General features: G+C 31.5%; 18 protein-coding genes. 1 reads left to right on the top strand and 17 read right to left on the bottom strand.

Annotation, left to right across the window (positions count from 1 at the left end; all coding sequences use genetic code 11):
* Window positions 1–34 precede the first annotated feature (34 nt).
* Window positions 35–1,144, bottom strand: coding sequence for a hypothetical protein (locus LQ679_RS07605; RefSeq protein ID WP_239762353.1), 1,110 nt, complete (start codon window positions 1,142–1,144; stop codon window positions 35–37).
* A 356-nt stretch (window positions 1,145–1,500) separates the two neighbouring features.
* Here LQ679_RS07605 and LQ679_RS07600 point away from each other — a divergent pair, with 356 nt between their 5' ends.
* Window positions 1,501–2,997 (top strand): glycosyltransferase family 2 protein, encoded by a 1,497-nt coding sequence (locus tag LQ679_RS07600; protein WP_239748017.1) that lies wholly within the window; start codon window positions 1,501–1,503, stop codon window positions 2,995–2,997.
* Between the two features lie 61 nt (window positions 2,998–3,058).
* Here the strand turns inward: LQ679_RS07600 and LQ679_RS07595 are convergent, their stop codons facing one another.
* The 16 genes from LQ679_RS07595 to rpsO form a co-directional block, all read right to left on the bottom strand.
* Complete coding sequence (locus LQ679_RS07595; RefSeq protein ID WP_239748018.1) at window positions 3,059–3,358, bottom strand: hypothetical protein; 300 nt, start codon at window positions 3,356–3,358, stop codon at window positions 3,059–3,061.
* Window positions 3,359–3,555: 197 nt separating this feature from the next.
* Entirely contained in the window at window positions 3,556–5,115 is a 1,560-nt protein-coding gene (gene rny / locus LQ679_RS07590; protein WP_037587823.1) for a ribonuclease Y, read from the bottom strand.
* 217 nt (window positions 5,116–5,332) lie between these two features.
* Window positions 5,333–6,346 carry a recombinase RecA gene (gene recA / locus LQ679_RS07585; RefSeq protein WP_049319417.1) on the bottom strand — a complete coding sequence of 338 codons (1,014 nt, stop codon included), beginning with the start codon at window positions 6,344–6,346 and terminating at the stop codon, window positions 5,333–5,335.
* Between the two features lie 211 nt (window positions 6,347–6,557).
* Window positions 6,558–7,706: a CinA family nicotinamide mononucleotide deamidase-related protein gene (locus LQ679_RS07580; protein WP_239748019.1), complete on the bottom strand. Its 1,149-nt coding sequence runs from the start codon at window positions 7,704–7,706 to the stop codon at window positions 6,558–6,560.
* 57 nt (window positions 7,707–7,763) lie between these two features.
* Window positions 7,764–8,345: a CDP-diacylglycerol--glycerol-3-phosphate 3-phosphatidyltransferase gene (pgsA, locus tag LQ679_RS07575; RefSeq protein ID WP_204167719.1), complete on the bottom strand. Its 582-nt coding sequence runs from the start codon at window positions 8,343–8,345 to the stop codon at window positions 7,764–7,766.
* A 64-nt stretch (window positions 8,346–8,409) separates the two neighbouring features.
* The gene (locus LQ679_RS07570; protein WP_037587819.1) at window positions 8,410–8,805 is read right to left on the bottom strand and encodes a helix-turn-helix domain-containing protein; all 396 of its coding nucleotides are present in this window, start codon (window positions 8,803–8,805) and stop codon (window positions 8,410–8,412) included.
* A 20-nt stretch (window positions 8,806–8,825) separates the two neighbouring features.
* A complete protein-coding gene (locus LQ679_RS07565) occupies window positions 8,826–9,641 on the bottom strand; it encodes a YmfK family protein (protein WP_025905363.1) in 816 nt (271 codons plus the stop codon).
* Between the two features lie 16 nt (window positions 9,642–9,657).
* On the bottom strand, window positions 9,658–10,362 hold the full coding sequence (gene ymfI, locus LQ679_RS07560) for an elongation factor P 5-aminopentanone reductase (protein ID WP_204167721.1): 705 nt from the start codon (window positions 10,360–10,362) through the stop codon (window positions 9,658–9,660).
* On the bottom strand, window positions 10,355–11,644 hold the full coding sequence (yfmH, locus tag LQ679_RS07555; RefSeq protein ID WP_204168432.1) for an EF-P 5-aminopentanol modification-associated protein YfmH: 1,290 nt from the start codon (window positions 11,642–11,644) through the stop codon (window positions 10,355–10,357). Before yfmH ends, ymfI begins: the two co-directional genes overlap by 8 nt.
* On the bottom strand, window positions 11,637–12,911 hold the full coding sequence (gene yfmF, locus LQ679_RS07550) for an EF-P 5-aminopentanol modification-associated protein YfmF (RefSeq protein ID WP_204167723.1): 1,275 nt from the start codon (window positions 12,909–12,911) through the stop codon (window positions 11,637–11,639). Before yfmF ends, yfmH begins: the two co-directional genes overlap by 8 nt.
* Before the next feature lie 77 nt (window positions 12,912–12,988).
* The gene (locus LQ679_RS07545; protein ID WP_025905359.1) at window positions 12,989–13,702 is read right to left on the bottom strand and encodes a GntR family transcriptional regulator; all 714 of its coding nucleotides are present in this window, start codon (window positions 13,700–13,702) and stop codon (window positions 12,989–12,991) included.
* Between the two features lie 9 nt (window positions 13,703–13,711).
* Window positions 13,712–16,003 carry a DNA translocase FtsK gene (locus LQ679_RS07540; protein WP_204167724.1) on the bottom strand — a complete coding sequence of 764 codons (2,292 nt, stop codon included), beginning with the start codon at window positions 16,001–16,003 and terminating at the stop codon, window positions 13,712–13,714.
* Window positions 16,004–16,212: 209 nt separating this feature from the next.
* On the bottom strand, window positions 16,213–17,886 hold the full coding sequence (gene rnjB / locus LQ679_RS07535; RefSeq protein WP_025905357.1) for a ribonuclease J2: 1,674 nt from the start codon (window positions 17,884–17,886) through the stop codon (window positions 16,213–16,215).
* Window positions 17,887–18,029: 143 nt separating this feature from the next.
* On the bottom strand, window positions 18,030–19,250 hold the full coding sequence (locus LQ679_RS07530) for a M16 family metallopeptidase (protein WP_239762352.1): 1,221 nt from the start codon (window positions 19,248–19,250) through the stop codon (window positions 18,030–18,032).
* 732 nt (window positions 19,251–19,982) lie between these two features.
* Window positions 19,983–22,097 carry a polyribonucleotide nucleotidyltransferase gene (pnp, locus tag LQ679_RS07525; RefSeq protein ID WP_025905355.1) on the bottom strand — a complete coding sequence of 705 codons (2,115 nt, stop codon included), beginning with the start codon at window positions 22,095–22,097 and terminating at the stop codon, window positions 19,983–19,985.
* 120 nt (window positions 22,098–22,217) lie between these two features.
* Window positions 22,218–22,487 (bottom strand): 30S ribosomal protein S15, encoded by a 270-nt coding sequence (rpsO, locus tag LQ679_RS07520; RefSeq protein WP_025905354.1) that lies wholly within the window; start codon window positions 22,485–22,487, stop codon window positions 22,218–22,220.
* Between the last annotated feature and the right edge of the window lie 33 nt (window positions 22,488–22,520).

The raw sequence follows: 22,520 nt of genomic DNA, 5'->3' as shown, positions 1-22,520 counted from the left end.
GGTATTGCCGTAATAACTGCTTTATCAACTGCACTTATTCTTGAAATATATGATGTTTTTTATGATTATTTGTACATAATACTGTATTCTTTAGATTATCTGGATTTTCTACTATTAGCGGATGTATGATGATTTCGTTATATGCAAAGTATAAATTATTATGAACTTCTTTTAATTCCTTTAGTTTATTTTTGGAAACTTCAAATTCAAAATCCCCGTTATCTTCCCATTGAATTTTGGCTAAGATAAGTCCATCACGTGTCACAACATTATTAAAAAGATTATGAAAATGATACTTATAATCTATATGCCCACTAAATTTAATTCCATGCCTTGTATTACTCGAATTAATATGTGAAACATTGAAAGTCGGCTTTTCAACAAGATCTTGTTCTATATTTATTAAATCTGGACTATTGTACGAAATAGTAAATAGTCTATTATTTAATTTAACAATAACAGGATTAAAATTTTGCAAAGCAATTTTTGATTTTATTTTTAAATGTTTTTCTTTAATAAGTTCGCTTATCTTTATGACTTCATTTGATAAATTAGAAAGTTCAAAAGTGTTATTAGATATCAAATTAAAACCTGAGCGCTCTTCCAAATCTATCATCTGAACATATGACGTTTTTAACGAAAATTCCTTTTTAGAAATCGTATACTCTAAAAAACCCACTATGTGATGATATCTAATCTTTAAATAAATATAAGGTTCATTAGAATGAATTCTTTCTAATGAATCGATTTTTGAGTATCCCTTCAAAAAAATTGATTCATTTATTTCATATTTATTATTGTTCTCATCTAATACTTCATAAGCGTATTTAGTCTTTTGAATTTTAAATTTGTCATAATATGATTCAATGCTAATATCTAAACTTTTTTCTGTATTACCATTTAAATAAGGTGAAATATAAATCATGCCATTTTTAATATGAACATATAAAATCATTTGATCGATTTCTAATATCATTAAAATGTTATCTTCAAAATTAGTCTTTTTAATGGCATGTTCTCGTAAATCTAAATATTTTGGAGTGATATAGAAAAATTCATCGCTATCAAACATTTTAATTTTTAAAAATTCATTAGTATATTTTTCTATTAAACAAACTTCATTAAAAATCTTTTTTATATTCATTACATACCTTCCCCATTATTTTGACTTGTATTAATTTTAATTCCAACTTAATCATTATATTAACATACATACAATTTTAACTTTATAACTTATGAATTTTACCTTCTTCTAAAAATTTCACTTTTTAAAATGTCACATTTTAGACACAACGAATATAAATTCATTTTTCAAGCTCCCTCTCTTGTATTTGCAATAAATACATGTTTATTTATTCATCATTAAGTGACTTTATAATATTTATGAAATTTTAATGTGAGCATATATTCAATAAACCACAATTTATTAATTTATTTATCTTGCCTAGAACATATCCCCAAATGTATACTACAAAAGTTATTATTTTAAGGAGACAAATTATGAAAAAATTAAATTATCTATTTTGGTTGTGTTTTTTAGCTTTGATAACGATTATACCAATGCTTTGGGGAGGGCAAGGTTTATTAGTTATTATATTTACGGGATTAATGCTTCTATCATTCTATTTCACAATTGTATATTCATATAATATGATTGTTTCATTTTTTGGATTTAAAAACATAAAAAGAGATTACCTTATTAAACAAGATAGAACAAAGTTTTTAATTTTAGTTGCAGCTCATAATGAAGAAAGTGTGATTCGGGAAACAATTAGAAATCTTAAACAAATTAATTACGATAAAAATTTATATGATATATGCATCGTTAGTGATAACTCCACTGATCTTACAACACAAATTGCTTTAAATGAAAATGTACTTGTTGTAGATACTATTAAAAATGAATTTGAACGAGAAGGTGTTGGTAAACCTGCAGGTATTCAATACGCACTTAGAAAATTAGGTTTTGAAAATGTTAAACGTCAATATGACATGATTATGGTTTTAGATGCTGATAATTTTGTTAGTAAAAATATTTTAAAAGAAGTCAATTCACAATTTATTACTAAAGGTAGACCAACAGCAATTCAAACTTATCTTGATAGTAAAAACTACTCTAAATTTATGAGTTTAGCCTACTCAGTTGTATTTTGGACAAATAATCGATTTATGCAATTAGCAAAATATAAATTAAACTTACCTAATTCTATTGGTGGTACAGGATTTTTTGTGAAAACAGATTGGCTAATTGATAAAGGTGGCTTCAAGTTTGATTCACTTACAGAAGATTTAGAAATGGAAATTGAGATTATCAATGATGGCGGACGTATATTATGGAATGACCATGCGTCTATTTATGATGAAAAGCCAGAAAAGACAAAAGTAAGTATGGTACAAAGACATAGATGGATAAAAGGTCATTGGTACGTTGCTTTTAAACAAATTTTGCCATTAACTAAGAAATTTATTATGACTTTAAATATTAAATACTTAGACAAAATATTCTTCTTAATGAGTATGGGTAAAGCATTTCATATACTCTTAATATTTATGGTACTCATCATTAATATTATATTATTAACCTATCATCACATGTTGGTATCAACATTAGCAGCTTTGAATATTTTAGGTGCATTGCATTTATTGAATGATTACATGTTTTATATTACAGGAATAAACGCATTACTTATTATTTATAGTTTCGTCATTTTACCTATGTATAGTGTTTATGCAAAACTTAGAAATATTAATCCAATTAAAATTGTTTTATCTTTACAATGGTTTATGATAACTGATTTTATCGTACAATTATTCGGTTTATTTACATGGCCAAATCAACAAACTTGGATTAGAACACCCCACTCTAAAGTTAGTATAGAAACAAGTGAAGAAGCTTACCAAACACCAGGTATTTATGAACACGATAACCAACCTGCAATACAAGTACCAGAAGTTGGTTTAAATACAAGTAATCATATTGTAGAGCAACATAAATAAATAAAATCCCTTATGACTAATTGAAACATTAATCATAAGGGATTTTTTAATTACTAATACCTCAATAAACACCAAATATTCTTCCTGCTAATCCGAGTAGGACGAGTATGGTTGCTATAAACCATTTATTTTGAGCGTCTTTCATATTACTAATGTTGACGATAATTTTTTGATCTACTAAATTGATAATATCTTCTTTTAATGATTCAGATTCTCTCATTCTTTGATAACTTTCACTCTTTATATCATTCTTCAATTCGTTTTTCACTTCTCTTAAAGAGCTTTCTATTAGATCAAATCTTGTGTTCATATGTATTTCTAGCATTTGAAATTCTGCTCTTGTTACGTAGTCATTATTCATATATCACACCTCACTTTATATAAATCTACTATGAATGGTATTGTCATTTTCAGTTTAAATTACATTAAATATTTTTTTGCTTCCATATTATACATATATATTATACTATAATTTTGTATTGTGCAAAAGTATTTTTGATAACAACATAAAAAACCCTAACCTCATTTGGTTAGGGTTTTTAAAATTTGAGAACTCTTCTACTTAGCGTATTCAGTAGCTCTCATTTCCCGGACAACTGTCACCTTAATATGCCCTGGATATTGTAATTCGCCTTCTATTTGATCTTTAATATCTCTAGCTATTCTATGTGCTTTCAAGTCGTCAATATCTTCAGGAGAAACGATTACTCTAATTTCTCTACCTGCTTGTATTGCGAATGCTTTTTCAACACCTTGATAACCTTCTGATATTTCTTCTAATCTTTCTAAACGTTTCACATAATTTTCTAAAGTTTCTCGTCTAGCTCCAGGTCTTGCAGCACTTAACGCATCTGCTGCTGCTACCAGTATAGAAATAACTGATGTTGGTTCTACATCCCCATGATGTGAGTGTATTGCATTTATGACTGTATCATGTTCATGATATTTCTTTGCAAGTTCTACCCCTATTTCAACATGGCTACCTTCAACTTCGTGATCAATAGCTTTACCAATATCATGTAATAAACCTGCACGTTTTGCTAAAGTAACATCTTCACCTAGTTCAGCTGCTAACATTCCTGAAAGTTGTGCAACTTCTACTGAGTGTTTCAGTACACTTTGGCCATAACTTGTACGATATTTCATACGTCCTAAAATTTTAACCAATTCTGGGTGTAAGTTATGAATACCTAATTCAAATGTCGCTTGTTCACCTGATTCTCTCATTAGGTCATCCACTTCTCTTCTCGCTTTTTCAACCATATCTTCAATTCTACCTGGATGGATACGTCCATCAGATACTAAATTAGTTAAGGCTGTCTTAGCGATTTCTCTTCGAATTGGATCAAATCCAGATAATATAACCGCTTCTGGTGTATCGTCTATAATTAAATCTACACCTGTTAATGTTTCTAAAGTACGAATATTACGACCTTCACGACCGATAATACGTCCTTTCATCTCATCATTTGGTAAATTTACTACGGATACAGTCGATTCTGAAGTATGATCTGCTGCTAATCTTTGTACAGTAATAGACAACAGTTCTTTAGCTTTTTTATCGACATTTGCTTTTAGTTCTCTTTCTTTTTCTTTTACAAGTACAGCAATATCATGTGACAGTTCTTCTTCTACTTGTGAGAATTGCTCTTTACGAGCTTCTTCACGTGTGAGTCCGGAGATGCGTTCTAGTTCTTGTTCATGTTTCATTATTATTTCTTGAACATTACTCTCTTTTGCATCTACCTGTTGTTGTCGCTCTTCAATTTTAGCTTCTTTGTTTTCTAGAATTTCATCTTTTTTGTCTAAAAGATCAGATTTGCGCTCTAAATTTTCTTCTTTTTGAAGTAATCTTGCTTCTTGCTTTTGTAGGTCACTTCTTCTCTCTCTAATTTCACTATCAAGATGATCTCTAATTTGTTGATTTTCTTCTTTAGCTTCAATCAACTTTTCTTTCTTAAGACTCTCAGCTTCTTTATTCGCTTCACTTATAATATAGTGAGCAGACTGACGAGCTTGATCTTGCTTTTTCGTTAAGCTATTATGTGCGAAAAAGTATCCTACAACAACACCTAGAATAACTCCTAGCAAAATGAGTAAGAGGGTTAATAAGTCCACATAAACACCTCCTTCTATCTAGGTTCTACGTCTTATATATACAAAAATATGATTAAATGAAACTATGGAATCATACAACTCAATTGTACGTTTAAATTTGTACAAGTGTCAAGGACATGGACTTTAATTTTTAATTCTATTTTTATAAAAAAACATTCTATAGATTACACAATGAAACGTAATCTATAGAATGTTTAATTTAATGACAAAATACTATTTAGTCTAATAAAGTCTCTTGTTCAGGCTCATTAGGTTTTTCTTCTTTTTTAGCTTCTTCTTTCTTCTTACCGTTAAAGCCTAATTGATCTCTTAAGATTCCATCAATTTCTTCGATAATAGCTGGATTTTCTTTTAAGTAAGTCTTAACGTTTTCTTTACCTTGACCCATACGTTCTCCATTATATGAATACCAAGCACCTGATTTATCTACAATATCAAATTCAACTGCTAAGTCGATTAATTCACCTTCACGTGAAATACCTTCACCGTACATAATATCAACTTCTGCTACTCTGAATGGAGGCGCAACTTTGTTTTTAACAACTTTAATTTTAGTACGGTTACCCACTACTTCTTGACCTTGTTTCAATTGTTCAGCACGACGTACTTCTAAACGAACAGAACTATAGAATTTCAACGCACGTCCACCTGGTGTAACTTCAGGATTACCGAACATAACGCCAACTTTTTCACGAATTTGGTTGATAAAGATAGCTGTTGTATTTGATTTAGAAATAGCACCTGATAATTTACGTAAAGCTTGACTCATTAATCTTGCTTGTAAACCAACGTGTGTATCTCCCATTTCACCTTCAATTTCAGCTTTAGGTGTTAATGCAGCTACTGAGTCGACAATAACAATATCAACTGCACCACTACGAACAAATGCTTCTGCAATCTCTAAACCTTGTTCACCGTGGTCTGGTTGTGATAAATATAGGTTATCAATATCTACGCCTAAGTTTTTAGCATAAACAGGATCTAGTGCGTGCTCAGCATCAATAAAAGCAGCTACGCCACCTTGTCTTTGTGCTTCAGCGATAGCGTGTAAAGCTACTGTTGTTTTACCAGAACTTTCTGGACCATATATTTCAATGATACGTCCTTTAGGGTAACCACCCACACCTAATGCTTTATCAAGTGTGATTGAGCCACTAGAAACTGCTGATACTTCTCTGCTTGTATTATCCCCTAGCTTCATTACTGCCCCTTTACCAAAGGATTTTTCCATATTCTTAATTACTGTATCGAGTGCTTTTTGACGTTCGTTCACGCGATAACCTCCTATATATATAAAATGAATTTACTTGTTTAATTAGCTATTATTACTATAAATGCTTTTGTTCTAAATTGCAAGCATAAAGCGAATATTTGTTCGTGTTTTTGTACGCATTTTTTAAAATTAAGCGAACATAAGTACCGATTTTATGAATTATTGCAAGTTACCTTAATTGGTTCAAAAACTTTATAAGTGCTATATTGCTTATTCTATCACGTCTTCCAGCATATGATTGACTTAATGACGAAATAAATTTTTCCGTTTTTTGCATATGTGAAATATATACTGTTGATTCTTTATGAGCTTGTTTTAACACGATAACACTTTCTACGTTAAATGTTGATTTTAATTTATTTGCAATTTGTTCAATTGAATCATCTTGACTAATATTCAACATTTCATCAGTCCATGAATTTTGTAAGAGATATGATTTTAAATATTGCTTGCTGTCTTTAGATAGTTTAAGTCGAGCATTTAATACACCGTCTGTAATGCCATCATAGATAACAAGTGGTTGGTCTAATTCATTAAATACAGCATCTTCAACTGTTAAATCATCACTACCATAATAAAATTCGCCGATTCTATTTAATATTTCTGTTTTAACAGGCTGGATTAAATCTATCGCTTGTTGTTTAGTATTCGCATTAGCCGTAATGCGGAGTGATACTTCATGTTGACCAGCAAGTGGTGCAATTGTAGGATTGGATTGATTATCTATTAAGTCAATCAACTCTGTTTCCAAACTAGATTCACCAATACCCATGAATTTCAACGACTCTGAAAAGATGACACGTTCTTCATTTAAGAAGAAAGGTACAAGATATTGATTGACCATTGGTTGAAGTTCTTTCGGCGGACCTGGTAATAATACGACTTTTTTGTCATCCACTTCTAAATACATGCCTGGTGCCATACCAAAGTCATTCTTCAGTACTTCACTACCTTCAATAACAAGTGCTTGTTGTCTGTTATTAGGTGTCATCGTACGGTTTTCATTTTTGAAATATTGTTCAATCTGATCCATAGCTTGTTTATTTGTTTCTAGCGATTTACCTAATACTTTACCAACAGTTTGTTTTGTTAAATCATCTTTCGTTGGTCCTAAACCACCTGTTAAAATTACAACGTCATGATGCGCTAATTCTTCTTTAAAAGTACGTTCTAACCTTCCAGGATTATCACCTACAGCAACATGTCTCATCACACTTGCACCGAGTTCATTAAGTACTTTTGATATAAACTGTGCATTTGTATTTGCAATTTGTCCTAATAAAATTTCAGTACCTACGCTTAAAATACTAACTTTCATACTTTTGCCTCCTACAGAAAAACCTACAAACGAAATGTTGTAGGTTAAATGTTGTTATTATTTTGATCCTTTAAATACATCTCTACCATGATAAAAATACTCTATACCAGATAGAATTGTAAAGAAAGTAGCAATATACATGAGCCATTGCCCAAGATTAATTTGCCATAAAGTAGAGAATGGTTCTTGTAATAGGATAAATACGATTGCAACCATCGTTACAGCCGTTTTAATTTTACCTAATTGACCAGCCGCACTTACAAAGCCTTGTTCAATTTGAAGTAATCTTAGACCTGTTACAGCGAATTCTCTAGCAATGATGATAATAGCAATAACTGATGATACTTTATCAAGTTCTACTAATGCAATTAATGCACTCGCAACTAATAATTTATCAGCTAGAGGGTCTAAAAATTTCCCCATGTTTGTAACAAGTTCCCATTTTCTCGCTAAATAGCCATCAAACCAATCTGTAACAGAAGCTAAAATAAATATAATACCAGCTATAAATTGTTCTATTCTCATTTCTTGTCCAAATAAGAAATGAATGTCACCCATATTAAAATCTACAAGTAAAAATAAAACAAATACAGGTATTAAAATAACACGTAATACTGTTAATTGATTAGGAATATTCATATTCGTTCTCCTTCTTTTCTTACAACTGCATAATAATACTATTATAAATCAATACTATATATAATTAAATGATAATTATTAATAATATCCATCCAATTAAACATATACCAAAGAAGGTAACCATTTGTGTTATGAGTTTAGCTACCATTTTATTCTCTGATATTTCAGTTTGGCTTCTTTTTTCTTGCGTAAGCTGTCTAAAAGCTTCTTTAGCAGAAGGTGCTGTTTTAGGCAACTCACTTTGATGTTTATCAATTAATTCTGGTGCACTCATATTGATTGCCGAAGCATATTTCGTTATGAAACCTCTTGTATAATCGGGATTTGGTAGATTTTCAAATTCATTCTTTTCAATCATCATTAAAAATGGTCGTTGTATCTTTGTTTTTTCTTCAAGTTCAACTAAAGTCATCCCTAATTGTTCTCTTTTACTTCTTAACGTTTCTCCAATATATTTCAAATATATTCACCTCAAACAATTTATTCAAAAAATCCAAATCCATCTCCAAATGCCATATTGTCATTTGTAAATAAATCATTTTTATTTAATTGCTCATATGTAATTTCTTGGTCTTCTGTTTCTCTTAGTTCAATAATATAATCAAAATCTTCAAGGCTATATTCAGAGCGCTGTACAAATAAATCAGGATGTTCTACTACTTTAATTGTTGGTAAACTCATAACTTCTCTAACGAGTTGTTTATGCTTTTCGTCGGTTTGTTTAGACGTTACAGCCCCATCAATAATATAAACATTTTCATCACTATATTCACCTTTTAATAAAGAGCTTCTTACAGTTTGCTTAATAAGCGTCGAACTAATAAACAGCCATTTTTTATGGGCACACACACTTGCAGCAACAACAGATTCAGTTTTACCTACTCTTGGCATACCTCTTACACCAATCAATTTATGACGGTTCTCTTTAAACAGTTCTGCCATAAAATCAACTAACAAACCTAAATCTTTTCTTTCGAATCTAAATGTCTTTTTGTCATCAACATCTCGTTTAATATATCTACCGTGTCTTACCGCTAATCGATCTCTTAAGCCTGGTGTACGTAATTTTTTAATTGTGATATCATCAATTTCTTTAACAATATTTTCAAAACGTTTAACTTTATTCATATCATCTGTCTTAATGAGTAGCCCTCTTCGACCTTGATCGACACCATTTATCGTTATGATATTAATACCTAATATACCAAGCAAACTAGAGATATCCCCTAATAAACCTGCTCTATTTACTTGAATATCGTATTCTAAGTACCATTCTTTTTTAATGACTTCTTCCATAATATCCACCCCAATATTAAATATACCATCCTCCGTTTACACGAAGTACTTGACCGGTCACACTTTGAGATAACGGATTTAATAAATATCCCACCGTTGCCGCAACTTCTTTAGTTTGAACAAACCGACCTTGTGGTATTTCATCTTTTAATTGTGTTTGTGTAATTTCATCAAGTTCATCTGTCATTTTACCATGAACGACACCTGGACATATAGCATTTACTGTAATAGATGTTAAAGCAAGTTCTTTTGCTAAAGATTTAACAAAGCCAAGTTGAGCTGCTTTCATTGTTGAATAAATTGTTTCATAACTTGCACCAGTCTCGCCCCAAATAGATGATATAACGATTATTCTGCCATTTTCACTCTTTCTAATATCATCAACAAATAATTGAACAATTTTTATGAGCGCATATACATTCAAATTATATTGAACATCAATATTATCATCTGTAAAATCTTGAATCGCACCAAATGACGATTGCCCAGCTGCATATATTAATTGATCAATATGTCCGATTGATGTTAAGGATTGTAGATTATCTTTATTTGTTAAATCGAATTGTAGAAATGTTACGGGTTGTCCGCCATACCTTTCTTTGAGTTCATTAATATTAGATTGATTATAATGCAGTATCACTTCATGACCTAGTGATAAACATTCATCAACAATTGATAGTCCAATGTCACCACTACCACCAACAATAAATGTTCTAGCCATTTTGTTTCACCAAACGACTTTCTACAACATGATCGAAGTCTATTAATGAAGCCAATGTTTCTTGTACACTTTCTACTGTTATAGATTCTAAAATGTTTACAAGTTCAAATAGTTCTACACCTTCGAAATAGAATTTAGTATATTGATTCGCAATATATTCTGGAGAGTTTAAGCTTGATACAATTTCCCCTAAAGTTTGTTTTCTCACTCTTTCTAACTCTTCTGGAACAAATCCATTTTCAATATATTTCTTAAGTTCAGCTTTAACCGCTTCTTTAAATTCATGATGGTAATCAGTTGTCACAGCTAGAATTAAATAACTATATGTCATTTCGTTAGCAAATTGATAACCAAACGTATCATCAATCACTTCTTTTTCTAAATTTGATTGATAAAATTCAGTTTGTTCACCAAACATTAAGTCTAAAGCAATCATCATTTCCATATCATTTTTGACGCGAACTTTATCAGAAATTGTATTAGGCTTGAATTTATATGCCAGCATTGATTTTTCTTGAACGATATCCATTTTCGTTTCGACATATGGTGTATGTACAGATGTCGGTTCGTCTATAGCTTTTCTCGTAATAGGTGGCATTTCATGCATATTTCTTTTATCTTCATGTTCACGCACTAATTGTATAGTCTCATCTGGATCGACGTCTCCAACAATGATTAACACCATATTTGCTGGATGATAAAATGTTTCATATGATAAATATAAATCTTCAGCCGTAATATCATAAATACTTTCAACAGATCCTGCTATATCCACCTGTACAGGATGATTATGATAAAGTGCACCTAAAGTTTGGAACATTAATTTATAATTAGGCTGTTCTTGGTACATTTTAATTTCTTCAGCGATTATTCCTTTTTCTTTTTCTACTGTTTTCTCAGTAAAATATGGGCTTTCAATCATCTTTAATAAACGAATAATATTATCGTGTACATTTCCTGTCGCACTAAATAAATAGCTTGTTCTATCAAATGTTGTAAATGCATTAACTTGTGCATCATTTTCAGCGAAACTTGTAAAGACATCGCCATCTTCTTTTTCAAACAATTTATGTTCTAAGAAATGGGCTACCCCGTCCGGAACAGTTACAAAATCATCTTTGCCATGTGGCTTAAATGTATGATCAAGTGAACCGAAATGTGTTGTATATGTCACAAAAGTCTTTGAAAAACCTGCTTTCGGAATAACTACTACTTTTAAACCATTCTCTAAAGTCTCTTCAAATACAGTTTCATCAATCTGTTTATAATATTGATTACGCATTGTTATCACCTTCAGTCAGTATATATATTGTATCTAATTGTCCAAGTTGTGCGATCTTTTTAATATCTTCAATAGTGATAGATTCAATTTCTTTAATCCACTCATCATAGTTATAAACGGATTGATATCTCGCATGTGTATGCAATAAGTCAATCATTTGTCGTTGCTTATCAAACATTTCTCGTGCATGTGAGATTAGGACTTTCTTCGCTAACGTCAGTCTCTCTGTTTCAATTTCACCTTGTTGAATATCTTTAAAAATTTTTAAAATTGTTTCTTTAGCGACATGTACTTTATCTTTAGAGATGCCACCAACTATATATAAGAATCCATTTCTTGCATCGATTTGAGAATGTATTGAATATGCTAAACTTTGTTTTTCACGTACTTCACTAAATAAAATTGAAGAAGCATCTCCACCAAGTAACATATTTAATACTAAGAACGAATAATATTCTTTAGAATGGAATGTTATTGGGAACCTATATCCCATATTTAATTTTGCTTGATCAATCTTTGTATAATCTACTATTTCTTTTACTTCTTTAATATCTTTTAATAATGTCGTTTCGATTTCTAATTGACTATTATGATCAAAATTAAAATATTCATGACACAGTGATTTAACTTCATCTAATTCAACATTTCCAATAATATATGTAGATATCGCATTCTCATGTAACAAATCATGATATGTATTCACTAAAGATTCAGGCGTTACATTATCAATGTCTTCTAGTCGACCTGAAGCTAAATATTTATAAGGCTCATCTTCAAACATATGATTCATAAATTGAATAAATGCGCGTTGAGATTTATTGTCTTCAATTGCAGTTAATTTTTTATGTAGTAATGATTTTTCTTGCTTCGTATATTTTTCGTTAAATTTCCCATTTTCAATAAGTGGGTTAAAAATCACTTCGTGCAATAATTTAACGGCTTGCTCAAACAGTGGAATTTCACTATTTAAATATTTTTCATTTACGATTTCAATACCAATTGTCATGATATGATTATTAGCTTGTTTATTGACATAGCTAAATAAATGCGCACCATATAAGTCCGCAAGCAAATTATTCATTTCTTTATCAGTTTGGTATTGTTTTGTAACACGTGTAATTAATTTACTTAAAATTGACCTAGATGTAATCGTCTCACTGTTTAATGGTGCTACAAATTTAAAAACGATAGTCGTTGTTTTAAATTTTTCAGTTGGTATCACATAAACGTCATTTGAAGATAATTGTATATGTTCTGTTGTTATCATAATAGATACCTCTCTTATATGTATGTATATAGAGAAACAAAGCAACAATTGTTACTTTGTTTCTCTCAATATATTTATTATATCCTATTTCTTGTAATTCGAAACTTTACAAGACTGCTTTTAAAATAATTTAATGAATAAAGTACAGGTGTACCATGTTCGTTATAATGAACTTGAGTTAATAACATCATTGCATCGTCTGGCTCAGAGTTCAATATTTCACTAATATACGGCTCATAACTAATAGATTCTATAGATGTATTAGCATGTGTTATTTTAAATTCTACTTTACTTTCAATTGCGGATAGAATAGATGAATTGGATCGGTAGTCACTGCATGCAAATAAATCAGTAGCAATTTTATCTAAACAATAAACGACCGGTTCACCATTAGCTGTACGTACTCTTTCAATTACTGAAATATATGCGTCTTTTTCTAAGTTTAATACTTCTATATCTTTTAAAGTTGCAACTTCTTCATCTAAACTAATAAATTCAGTTCCAGCAACTTCACCATTTTTTTCAATCATTTTTGTAATACTGACTAATTCGTCTAATGGATAATAATATGGTTGTGTAGGTTTCACCACTGTTACGTCGCCTGTTTTTTGAGATAAAATTTGTTCCGTGACAAGTTCATGTATGGCTTTTTCGATTTCATCATAATTTATATTTAACAACTTTTTAATTTCAAACTCATTCGGAATAGCATCTCCCGGTTTAAGTTCAGCTGTTTGAATTTTTTCTAATATCCAATTTTTAACGAAATTTGTACTTGCATTTGTAGACATAATATCCCCCTATTCGTCTTGATAAATATCAACCAATACTTGTCTAGGTTTACTACCTGATTGAGGACCAATAACACCATTACTTTCCAAATCATCCATTAACCTAGATGCCCTATTATAACCTATTCTAAATCTTCTTTGTAATAAACTCGCACTTGCTTTTTGTTCTTCTACAACAAATAAATATGCTTCTTTATATAAAGCATCTTCACTTTCCATTTCATTTGTTTCAGTTGGTTCGTCAGGTTCCATCTCTTTAACATAGTTCGCTGTTTGCTCTCCAACAACATGTTGAACAACTGATTCAACTTCACCATCAGAAAGAAATGCACCTTGTATTCTTGTTGGTTTTGAAGAGTCTCTAGATAAGAATAGCATATCACCTCTACCTAGTAATTTTTCAGCACCACCACTATCTAAAATTGTTCTAGAATCTGTTGCAGAACTTACTGCAAATGCAATTCTAGAAGGTATATTAGCTTTAATACTACCAGTGATAACATCAACAGATGGTCTTTGTGTTGCAATAATTAAGTGAATACCTGCTGCACGTGCAAGTTGTGCGATTCTCATAATGGATGATTCAACATCTTTACCAGCAACCATCATTAAGTCAGCAAGTTCATCAACAATGACGACAATATAAGGTAATTGCGCTTGTTTTTCTTCCATTTCTTGATTCGTACGTTCAATAAATTGATTATATCCTTCAATATTTCTTGCACCAACGTGTTGGAACAAGTCATATCTTTTTTCCATTTCGGATACAATTTTTTGTAATGCTTGATTTGCCTTTTGAGGATTTGTAACAACAGGTGTTAATAAATGTGGTATCCCGTTATACACATTTAATTCAACCATCTTAGGATCAATAAGCATTAATTTTACTTCATGTGGTTTAGCATTCATTAATATACTTGTGATAATACCATTAATACAAACTGATTTACCACTCCCTGTAGCACCTGCTACGAGTAAGTGAGGTAATTTGTTTAATTCTGCTGTAATCGGTTCACCTGAAATATCTCTTCCTAAAGCAACTTCAAGTTTATTAGACGTTGGTTTTGCCTCATTCAGTACTTCTTTCAACGTTACCATTGAAATATGTTCATTAGGTACTTCAATCCCAACTGCAGACTTACCTGGAATAGGCGCTTCAATTCTAATATCTTTTGCTGCTAAATTCAGTGCAATATCATTACTCAAATTAACAATTTTATTTACTTTCACACCTTGAGCTGGCTGTACTTCGTATTGCGTAACAGCTGGTCCAATTCTTATTTGAGTCACTTTCGCATCGACATTAAAGTTTCTTAACGTAGCTTCGAGTAGTTTACCTTTTTCTTGCACGGTCTTTTTAGACACAGATTGTGATTTAGGCGGATCATTTAAAATCGTAATCGGTGGTAATTTATAATTTAAATTCTCAGTCTCATCTATTGTTGACTCGTTCATTTCAGGTTCATGATTTTCATGCTCTTTTTGAACCGTTTGTTTAGGTTGTTGCGCTCTTTTAGCAGCTAACTTTTCTTGTGATTCAAAGATTGGAATTTCTTCATTAGTTTGTAGTTGGTCATTTTTAGAAATTTCTTGAACTGGTTCGACTTCTTCTAAATGTGAAACGTCTTTAGGTTGCTCTTTTTGACGCTTTTCTTTTTCTAGTTGTTTAGCTTTCGCCTTTTCTTCTCTTTTTTGTTCAAGATTTGTCATTTTTGATTTAGTTTTACTTTGCGCCATATCAAATGCTGATTTCGTAATATCACGATGTCTTTTCTTCATGATTAAAATGACACTAGAAAGTAAAACGAGAACCGTTAATAAACTATATCCAAAGACAGAAATAAGCTTGCTTATGACATTAAACGCATAATAACCAATATAACCACCACCGTTAAAGTAAAATGCATTTCGTTCTAAACTTGAATATGTTTCACTCAATGTTGTCTTAAACGTATTAAACGATGGATCTTTGAAATATAATACTAACTGCATAATAAACAGCAATGCTACTTGAAAGACGAGCAATCCGTTTACTCTTCTTGTGAATTTTAATTTACCATTCACTGTTATTAACAGTGAAATAATTGCTATCAGTATATAGGTGAAGTATTTTGAGAATCCAAATAAGAAATGAAAGAAGCTATCAATCATTAAACCTATAAATCCTAATTGAAAAATACCTAACACGAGTAAAAACAACACAATCATCTGTATGACGTATTTTAAAGTATTATCTTTTTGCTTTTTCTTGCCACGTGTTGTTTTTCTTTTACGTGTTGCTGGCTTCTTCTTTTGTACCATTTTTGAAATAGCCTCCTTATCTATAATGCAAAAAGAGGCTGGGACATAAATAGATGTCTCAGCCTCATATAGTATGTAGGCAGTTAATGAACAGATAGCGTGTAAGACACATTATTTGTTCACCTTTGCCGAGATGGAAAAATCCATTATATTGATATAGAATTTAGTCTCATCTCTTGACTGTTAAAAATCATCCATAAAACAATTCATTAGATTTCTGAAATAATTGGAATAATCATCGGGCGACGTTTCGTTTGTTCATAAAGATACTTACCGAGTTTATCACGCATATTTTGTTTCATTTCAGACCATTCAATTTTCTTTTGAAGTAAACCTTCTTCAACAATTTCACGGACTTTTTCTGAAGCGTCGTTTAATAATTCTTCACTTTCTCTAACATAAACGAATCCACGTGATTGAATTTCAGGTCCACCAACGATTTTTCTATTTTTAGGATCTAAAGTTACAACAGCAATAAATATACCATCTTCAGCTAATAAGTGTCTGTCTCTCAAAACAATATTACCGACGTCTCCAACACCGATACCGTCAATTAATACGTTACCAGCTGTAACTTTTTCATTAGCAATCATTTTTTCGCCATCAAAGTTAACAACGTCACCTTTTTCTAGTAAGAAAATTTTCTCAGGATCTACGCCTGTTTCAGCTGCTAATTTCGCGTGTGCGATTTGCATTTTAAATTCACCTTGTACTGGAATAAAGTATTCAGGTTTCATTAAATTAAGCATCATTTTAAGTTCTTCCATACAACCATGACTAGATGCATGTGTTTTTTTGTTATTAGGCATAATGTGTGCGCCAGCTTTAACTAATTCATTTAAAGTTTGACCAATAATTACTTCCATATTAGCAGAAGCTGTTGTAGAAATATAAACATTATCGCCTTCTAAAATGTTTAAAATAGGATGTCTTTGTTGAGCCATTTGGCCTAATGCTTCAATTGGTTCACCTTGCATACCTGTAGCAATAATAATTAATTCATTTTTAGGATATTTACTAATGTCATGCACAGGTACTAAAAGATTTTCTGGAATATTAAAGTAACCTAATTTACGTGCAACATTGAAAGAACTTTCTAAAGAACGTCCTAAGAATGAAACTTTACGGTTTAATTTACTAGCCGCATTCAACACTTGTTGAATACGAATAAAGTTAGATGCATAACAAGACACGATAATGCGTCCGCTTGCTTTTGCAAATTCATCAACCATATGACTTTCGATTACATTTTCAGGAACGTTATAGCCAGGCTTTTCCGCTTCTGTTGAATCACTTATCAACGCAAATACGCCATTTTGACCAATTTCAGTCATCTTAGCGATATCTGGTGCATAGGCACCTTGTAAACTTTGGTCGAATTTAAATTCTCCAGTATAAACGATTGCACCATATGATGTATGGATACATACACCTAAACTATCTGGGATAGAATGTGTTGTATTAAAGAATGTCACGTTAACGTTTTTAAATCTCATGACAGAATCTTTATTTACTGTATAATAACGTACTTTTTTATTGATTTTTCTTGCTTTCATATGATCTTTAACTAATGCGATCGTCAATCTTGATCCGTATACTGGTGCATCAAGCTTTTCAAGTATATAACTTACAGCACCGATAGAATCTTCATGTCCGTGTGATAAAAAGATACCTTTAAGTTTATCTTTATTCTCAATAACATATTGTATGTCTGGTATAACAACGTCTACACCTAACATTTCGTCTTCTGGAAACATTAAACCAGCGTCTAACATGAACATTTCTTCGTCCACTTCAACGATATACATGTTTTTTGCAATTTCTCCTACACCACCGAGTGGTATGATACGAATTTTATCATTTTTCTTTTTTATTAAACTCAAAATTGTTCCTCCTAAATGTAGTCCCGTCCATAATATATTTATTTAATCATACCATTTATATAATCGATTATACAAGCACATACAACAGTCTTATACATATTTTAAATTAAGGAAGACAATAATTTTTATATCAGGTCATATCTTTATGATTTCTCTGTCAAAATAAACTCAGAATAAGGTGCATCTAGTAATCTTTTCGTAGCTGATTTAATATCTGCTAACTGTATTTGATTAATCTCGTGCTCGAACTGCTCATTCGTAACTAATTCACTATGAAACATGATTGAACGTGCATTTCTCGTCATTTTATTTTGGTTAGATTCAGATGCCATTAAAAAGCTTGTGATGATATGGCTTTTAGCATCGTCTAATTCATTCTGTGTAATACCGTCACTTAATAATGACTCGAGCACTTCAGTAATAAGTTCACTTGATGCATCAACATTTTCTTTATCAGTTGCTACATAAATTGTCAGCAAACCATCATTGTGAAAACTTTGAAAATCTGAGTAAACATTATAACATAATCCATGTTCTTCTCTTAGAACTTGGAACAATTTAGAGCTCATTGTTTCTCCTAAAATCGTGTTCAATATATTCGTTGCATAATAGTGTTCATCATTATAACTTGGTGCATCATAACTTCTCATAAAATGCGTTTGTTCTAGCTCGTTTTTATAATAAGTTTCTTTCTTCTCAATAAAAGTCATGTTTTGTTCTTGTTGATTAACTGGTATTTCTCCCCCATCAGATAATTGCTTAAGCAATGTTTCTTTCATAGACTTGCTATAGGCACCTGCAACTGAAACAATTAATCGATTACTTTGATAATATTTTTTATGGAAATCAACTAATGTATCTCTATCAATTTGATTGACACTATCCGGCGTACCAAGAATCATTCGTCCTAATGGTTGATCTTTATAAATTTCATGTTCCAATTTATCCATTAACCATTCTTCTGGTGTATCTTCAATCATTTTAATTTCTTCTAAAATGACTTTTTTCTCACGAATAATTTCTTCTTCAAGAAACAGTGGATTTTTAACCATATCTATAAGTAAATCAATTGCTTTATGTTCAAATCTTTTTAATGTTTTACAGAAATAACAAGTGTACATTTTTGTCGTATATGCATTGTTATAGCCACCAATTTTATCAAATTCATTTGATAATTGCTGTCTCGTATAGTGTTCACTACCTTTAAACAACATATGTTCCATAAAATGAGCAATACCTTCTGGATAATCACCTTCATCACCCGTTCCAGTATTGACATAAACACCTACACTAATTGTTTCACTGTTAGGAACTTCTTCAAAAATCACAGTCGTTCCATTATTCAGTCGTTGTAAATCAGCCATATTTATTCACCTCAAAATAAATAGGGACACGTCAATGTCCCTCTATTAGTAGACATACATACTTTCATAACCTCTCTTGCCTAGGGTACAGTCTCAGCCTGTAGTCTTCGACTTGTACGATTCCCTCAGGCGTATCGGTTATAAAAGTATTTTATATGAAGCAATCATTAATTTAAAACCTTTTGTGTTATAAGTATTGAGAAGTATTATGTACATGTATAATCGCAGTATTTACACCTTTAGCCAGAACTGCTAATAACGGTATCAGTATTTGCACTTTTAGTCAGAACTGCTAATAACGGTATCAGTATTTGCACTTTTAGCCAAAACTGCTAATAACGGCACCAGTATTTGCACTTTTGACCAGAACTGCTAATAACGGTATCAGTATTTGCACTTTTGAACAGAACTGCTAATAACGGTATCAGTATTTACACTTTTGAACAGAACTGCTAATAACGACACCAGTATTTGCACCTTCAGCCAGAACTGCTAATAACGGTATCAGTATTTACACTTTTGAACAAAACTGCTAATAACGGTATCAGTATTTGCACCTTTTGCCAGAACTGCTAATAACGACACCCTTATTCATACCACTACTAACATATGTCATGTAACTTCTTGTTCTACTTACTCATAAAAAATGCCAACAAAATCTATGACTTTGTTGACACTTTAAATTTCAGATTTTAATGATTGTCAATGTCCCTATCTGAATCATTTCTTTTATTATTTTTGTTCTTTTTCTTCGTTTAACAACACTTTGCGTGATGCGTTTACGCGTCCTTGACGGTCAATTTCAGTTACTTTTACTAAGAATTGGTCGCCAATTTTAGCTACATCTTCAACTTTGTTAACTCTTTCGTTAGAGAATTGAGAAATATGAACAAGGGCATCTTTACCTGGGAAGATTTCAACAAATGCACCGAATTTTTCGATACGTTTAACTGTTGCCATATAAATTGCACCGACTTCAGCTTCTCTTGTAATATCTTCAATAATTTGTCTAGCACGGTCGATCATTTCTTTATCTTTAGATCCGATAAATACTGTACCGTCTTGTTCGATATCTAATTTAACACCTGTTTCATCAATGATTTCATTGATTTTCTTACCACCAGGTCCAATAACATCTCTAATTTTATCTGGTTTAATATGCATAATTTCAATTTTAGGTGCATATTGGCTAAGTTCTTCTCTAGGTTCTCTTAATGTTTCAAGCATATGATTTAAGATATATAATCTACCAATCCTTGCTTGCTCAAGAGCTTCTTTTAAGATTTGTTCACTTAAACCATCGATTTTGATGTCCATTTGAATAGCAGTGATACCTTTTTCTGTACCTGCAACTTTAAAGTCCATATCACCTAGTGCATCTTCCATACCTTGAATATCAGATAAAATTGTGTAGTTATCATCTTTAGTAATCAAGCCCATTGCGATACCTGCAACTGGTGCTTTAATTGGCACACCTGCATCCATTAAAGCTAAAGTTGAACCACAAATTGAAGCTTGTGATGATGAACCATTTGATTCAAGTACTTCAGAAACAACTCTTATTGTATAAGGGAATTCTTTTTCATCAGGAATAACTTGTAGTAATGCACGTTCACCTAATGCACCGTGACCAATTTCACGACGTCCTGGTGCTCTCACTGGTCCTGTTTCACCAACTGAGAAGTTAGGGAAATTATAGTGATGCATGTAACGTTTTTGTTCTTCTGTACCTAGACCATCAATGATTTGATGTTCACCTAATGCACCTAAAGTCGCAACTGAAAATGCTTGAGTTTGTCCACGTGTAAATAAACCTGAACCATGAGCTCTAGGTAATAATCCAACTTCAGAAGATAATGGTCTGATTTCTTCAGGATTACGTCCATCTGGTCTCACTTTATCTTCAGTAATTAAACGACGCACTTCTTCTTTTACAAGTGCATCTAATACTTTACTTACATCTTTAAGAACTTCTTCGTTATCTGGATCTTCTTCGTTAGTAAAGTCATTCAGAACTTCTTCTTTAACTGCAGAAATATTAATATCTCTTTGTTGTTTTTCTTCAGTTCTGATTGCTGAAATAATATCTAAAGCTTCTGCTTTAGCACGAACTGTTTCTTCAAATGAAGCTTCAATTTCAACAGGTATAAATTCAGCTTTTTCAGGTTGAATATCTTCAATGATAGCTTCTTGGAATTCAACTAATCTTTGAATTTCTTTATGACCAAATAAAATAGCATTTAACATTGTTTCTTCAGTTACTTCTTTAGCACCCGCTTCAACCATGTTAATCGCATCTTTATGACCCGCTACTTGTAAATCCAATAAAGAGACTTCTCTTTGTTCAACATCTGGATTGATAACAAATTCGCCGTCTACTAATCCTACGTTTACACCTGCAATTGGTCTTTCAAATGGAATATCTGAAACAGATAATGCCATTGAAGAACCTATCATAGCTGCCATTTCTGGTGAACAGTTTGGATCTACACTCATTACGATAGAAATAACTTGAACATCATGTCTGTAACCTTTAGGGAATAATGGACGAATTGGTCTATCAATTAATCTACTTGTTAAAGTAGCATCTTCACCAGGTCTACCTTCACGTTTATTAAAGCCACCAGGAATTTTTCCTGCAGCATACATTTTTTCTTCATAGTTAACCATTAATGGGAAAAAGTCTACATTTCTAGGTTCTTTTGATGCAGTTGCTGTTGATAATACAACTGTATCCCCATATCTTACTAATACTGCACCATTAGCTTGTTTTGCTAATTGGCCTGTTTCAATTATTAATGGACTTCCTGCCCATTCTGTCTTAAAGACTTTCTTCTCTTGAGACATTTATGAATCTCCTCTCATACACTTAATCTCTTATATCATACCATTATACACATATTTTTTATATTTATTTATAAAAAAATCGAAAGAAATCTGATTGATTTCCTTCGATTGAAATTACGATTAGCGACGTAATCCTAATGATTTAATTAAATCACGGTAACGTTGAACATCATTTTCACGTAAATATGTTAATAAATGTTTACGACGACCAACCATTTTTAATAATCCACGACGTGAATGATGGTCTTTCTTGTGAGTACGTAAATGTTCGTTTAAAGCAGTGATTTCTGCTGTTAAAACTGCGATTTGTACTTCTGGAGAACCAGTATCAGTTTCATGTACGCGGTATTGTTCGATTAGTTCGTTTTTTCTTTCTTGTGAAATTGCCATTGTCAATTTCCCTCCTATAATTGTATTCACCGT

This window comes from Mammaliicoccus sp. I-M35 (genome assembly GCF_022386455.1).
Taxonomy (GTDB): domain Bacteria; phylum Bacillota; class Bacilli; order Staphylococcales; family Staphylococcaceae; genus Mammaliicoccus; species Mammaliicoccus sciuri_A.
The sequence above is the reverse complement of the archived record's forward strand: the minus strand, read 5'-3'. Positions and strand labels throughout refer to the sequence as shown.

Excerpts from the sequence above, each read along its gene's own strand:
- LQ679_RS07530 (WP_239762352.1), bottom strand. The coding sequence starts at position 19,250 with ATGGCTGATTTACAACGACTGAATAATGGAACGACTGTGATTTTTGAA.
- rpsO (WP_025905354.1), bottom strand. The coding sequence starts at position 22,487 with ATGGCAATTTCACAAGAAAGAAAAAACGAACTAATCGAACAATACCGC.
- LQ679_RS07545 (WP_025905359.1), bottom strand. The coding sequence starts at position 13,702 with ATGTCTACAAATGCAAGTACAAATTTCGTTAAAAATTGGATATTAGAA.
- recA (WP_049319417.1), bottom strand. The coding sequence starts at position 6,346 with ATGGAAAAATCCTTTGGTAAAGGGGCAGTAATGAAGCTAGGGGATAAT.
- LQ679_RS07605 (WP_239762353.1), bottom strand. The coding sequence starts at position 1,144 with ATGAATATAAAAAAGATTTTTAATGAAGTTTGTTTAATAGAAAAATAT.
- pgsA (WP_204167719.1), bottom strand. The coding sequence starts at position 8,345 with ATGAATATTCCTAATCAATTAACAGTATTACGTGTTATTTTAATACCT.
- LQ679_RS07595 (WP_239748018.1), bottom strand. The coding sequence starts at position 3,358 with ATGAATAATGACTACGTAACAAGAGCAGAATTTCAAATGCTAGAAATA.
- LQ679_RS07565 (WP_025905363.1), bottom strand. The coding sequence starts at position 9,641 with ATGGAAGAAGTCATTAAAAAAGAATGGTACTTAGAATACGATATTCAA.
- LQ679_RS07580 (WP_239748019.1), bottom strand. The coding sequence starts at position 7,706 with ATGAAAGTTAGTATTTTAAGCGTAGGTACTGAAATTTTATTAGGACAA.
- yfmF (WP_204167723.1), bottom strand. The coding sequence starts at position 12,911 with ATGATAACAACAGAACATATACAATTATCTTCAAATGACGTTTATGTG.
- LQ679_RS07540 (WP_204167724.1), bottom strand. The coding sequence starts at position 16,003 with ATGGTACAAAAGAAGAAGCCAGCAACACGTAAAAGAAAAACAACACGT.
- ymfI (WP_204167721.1), bottom strand. The coding sequence starts at position 10,362 with ATGGCTAGAACATTTATTGTTGGTGGTAGTGGTGACATTGGACTATCA.
- yfmH (WP_204168432.1), bottom strand. The coding sequence starts at position 11,644 with ATGCGTAATCAATATTATAAACAGATTGATGAAACTGTATTTGAAGAG.
- LQ679_RS07600 (WP_239748017.1), top strand. The coding sequence starts at position 1,501 with ATGAAAAAATTAAATTATCTATTTTGGTTGTGTTTTTTAGCTTTGATA.
- pnp (WP_025905355.1), bottom strand. The coding sequence starts at position 22,097 with ATGTCTCAAGAGAAGAAAGTCTTTAAGACAGAATGGGCAGGAAGTCCA.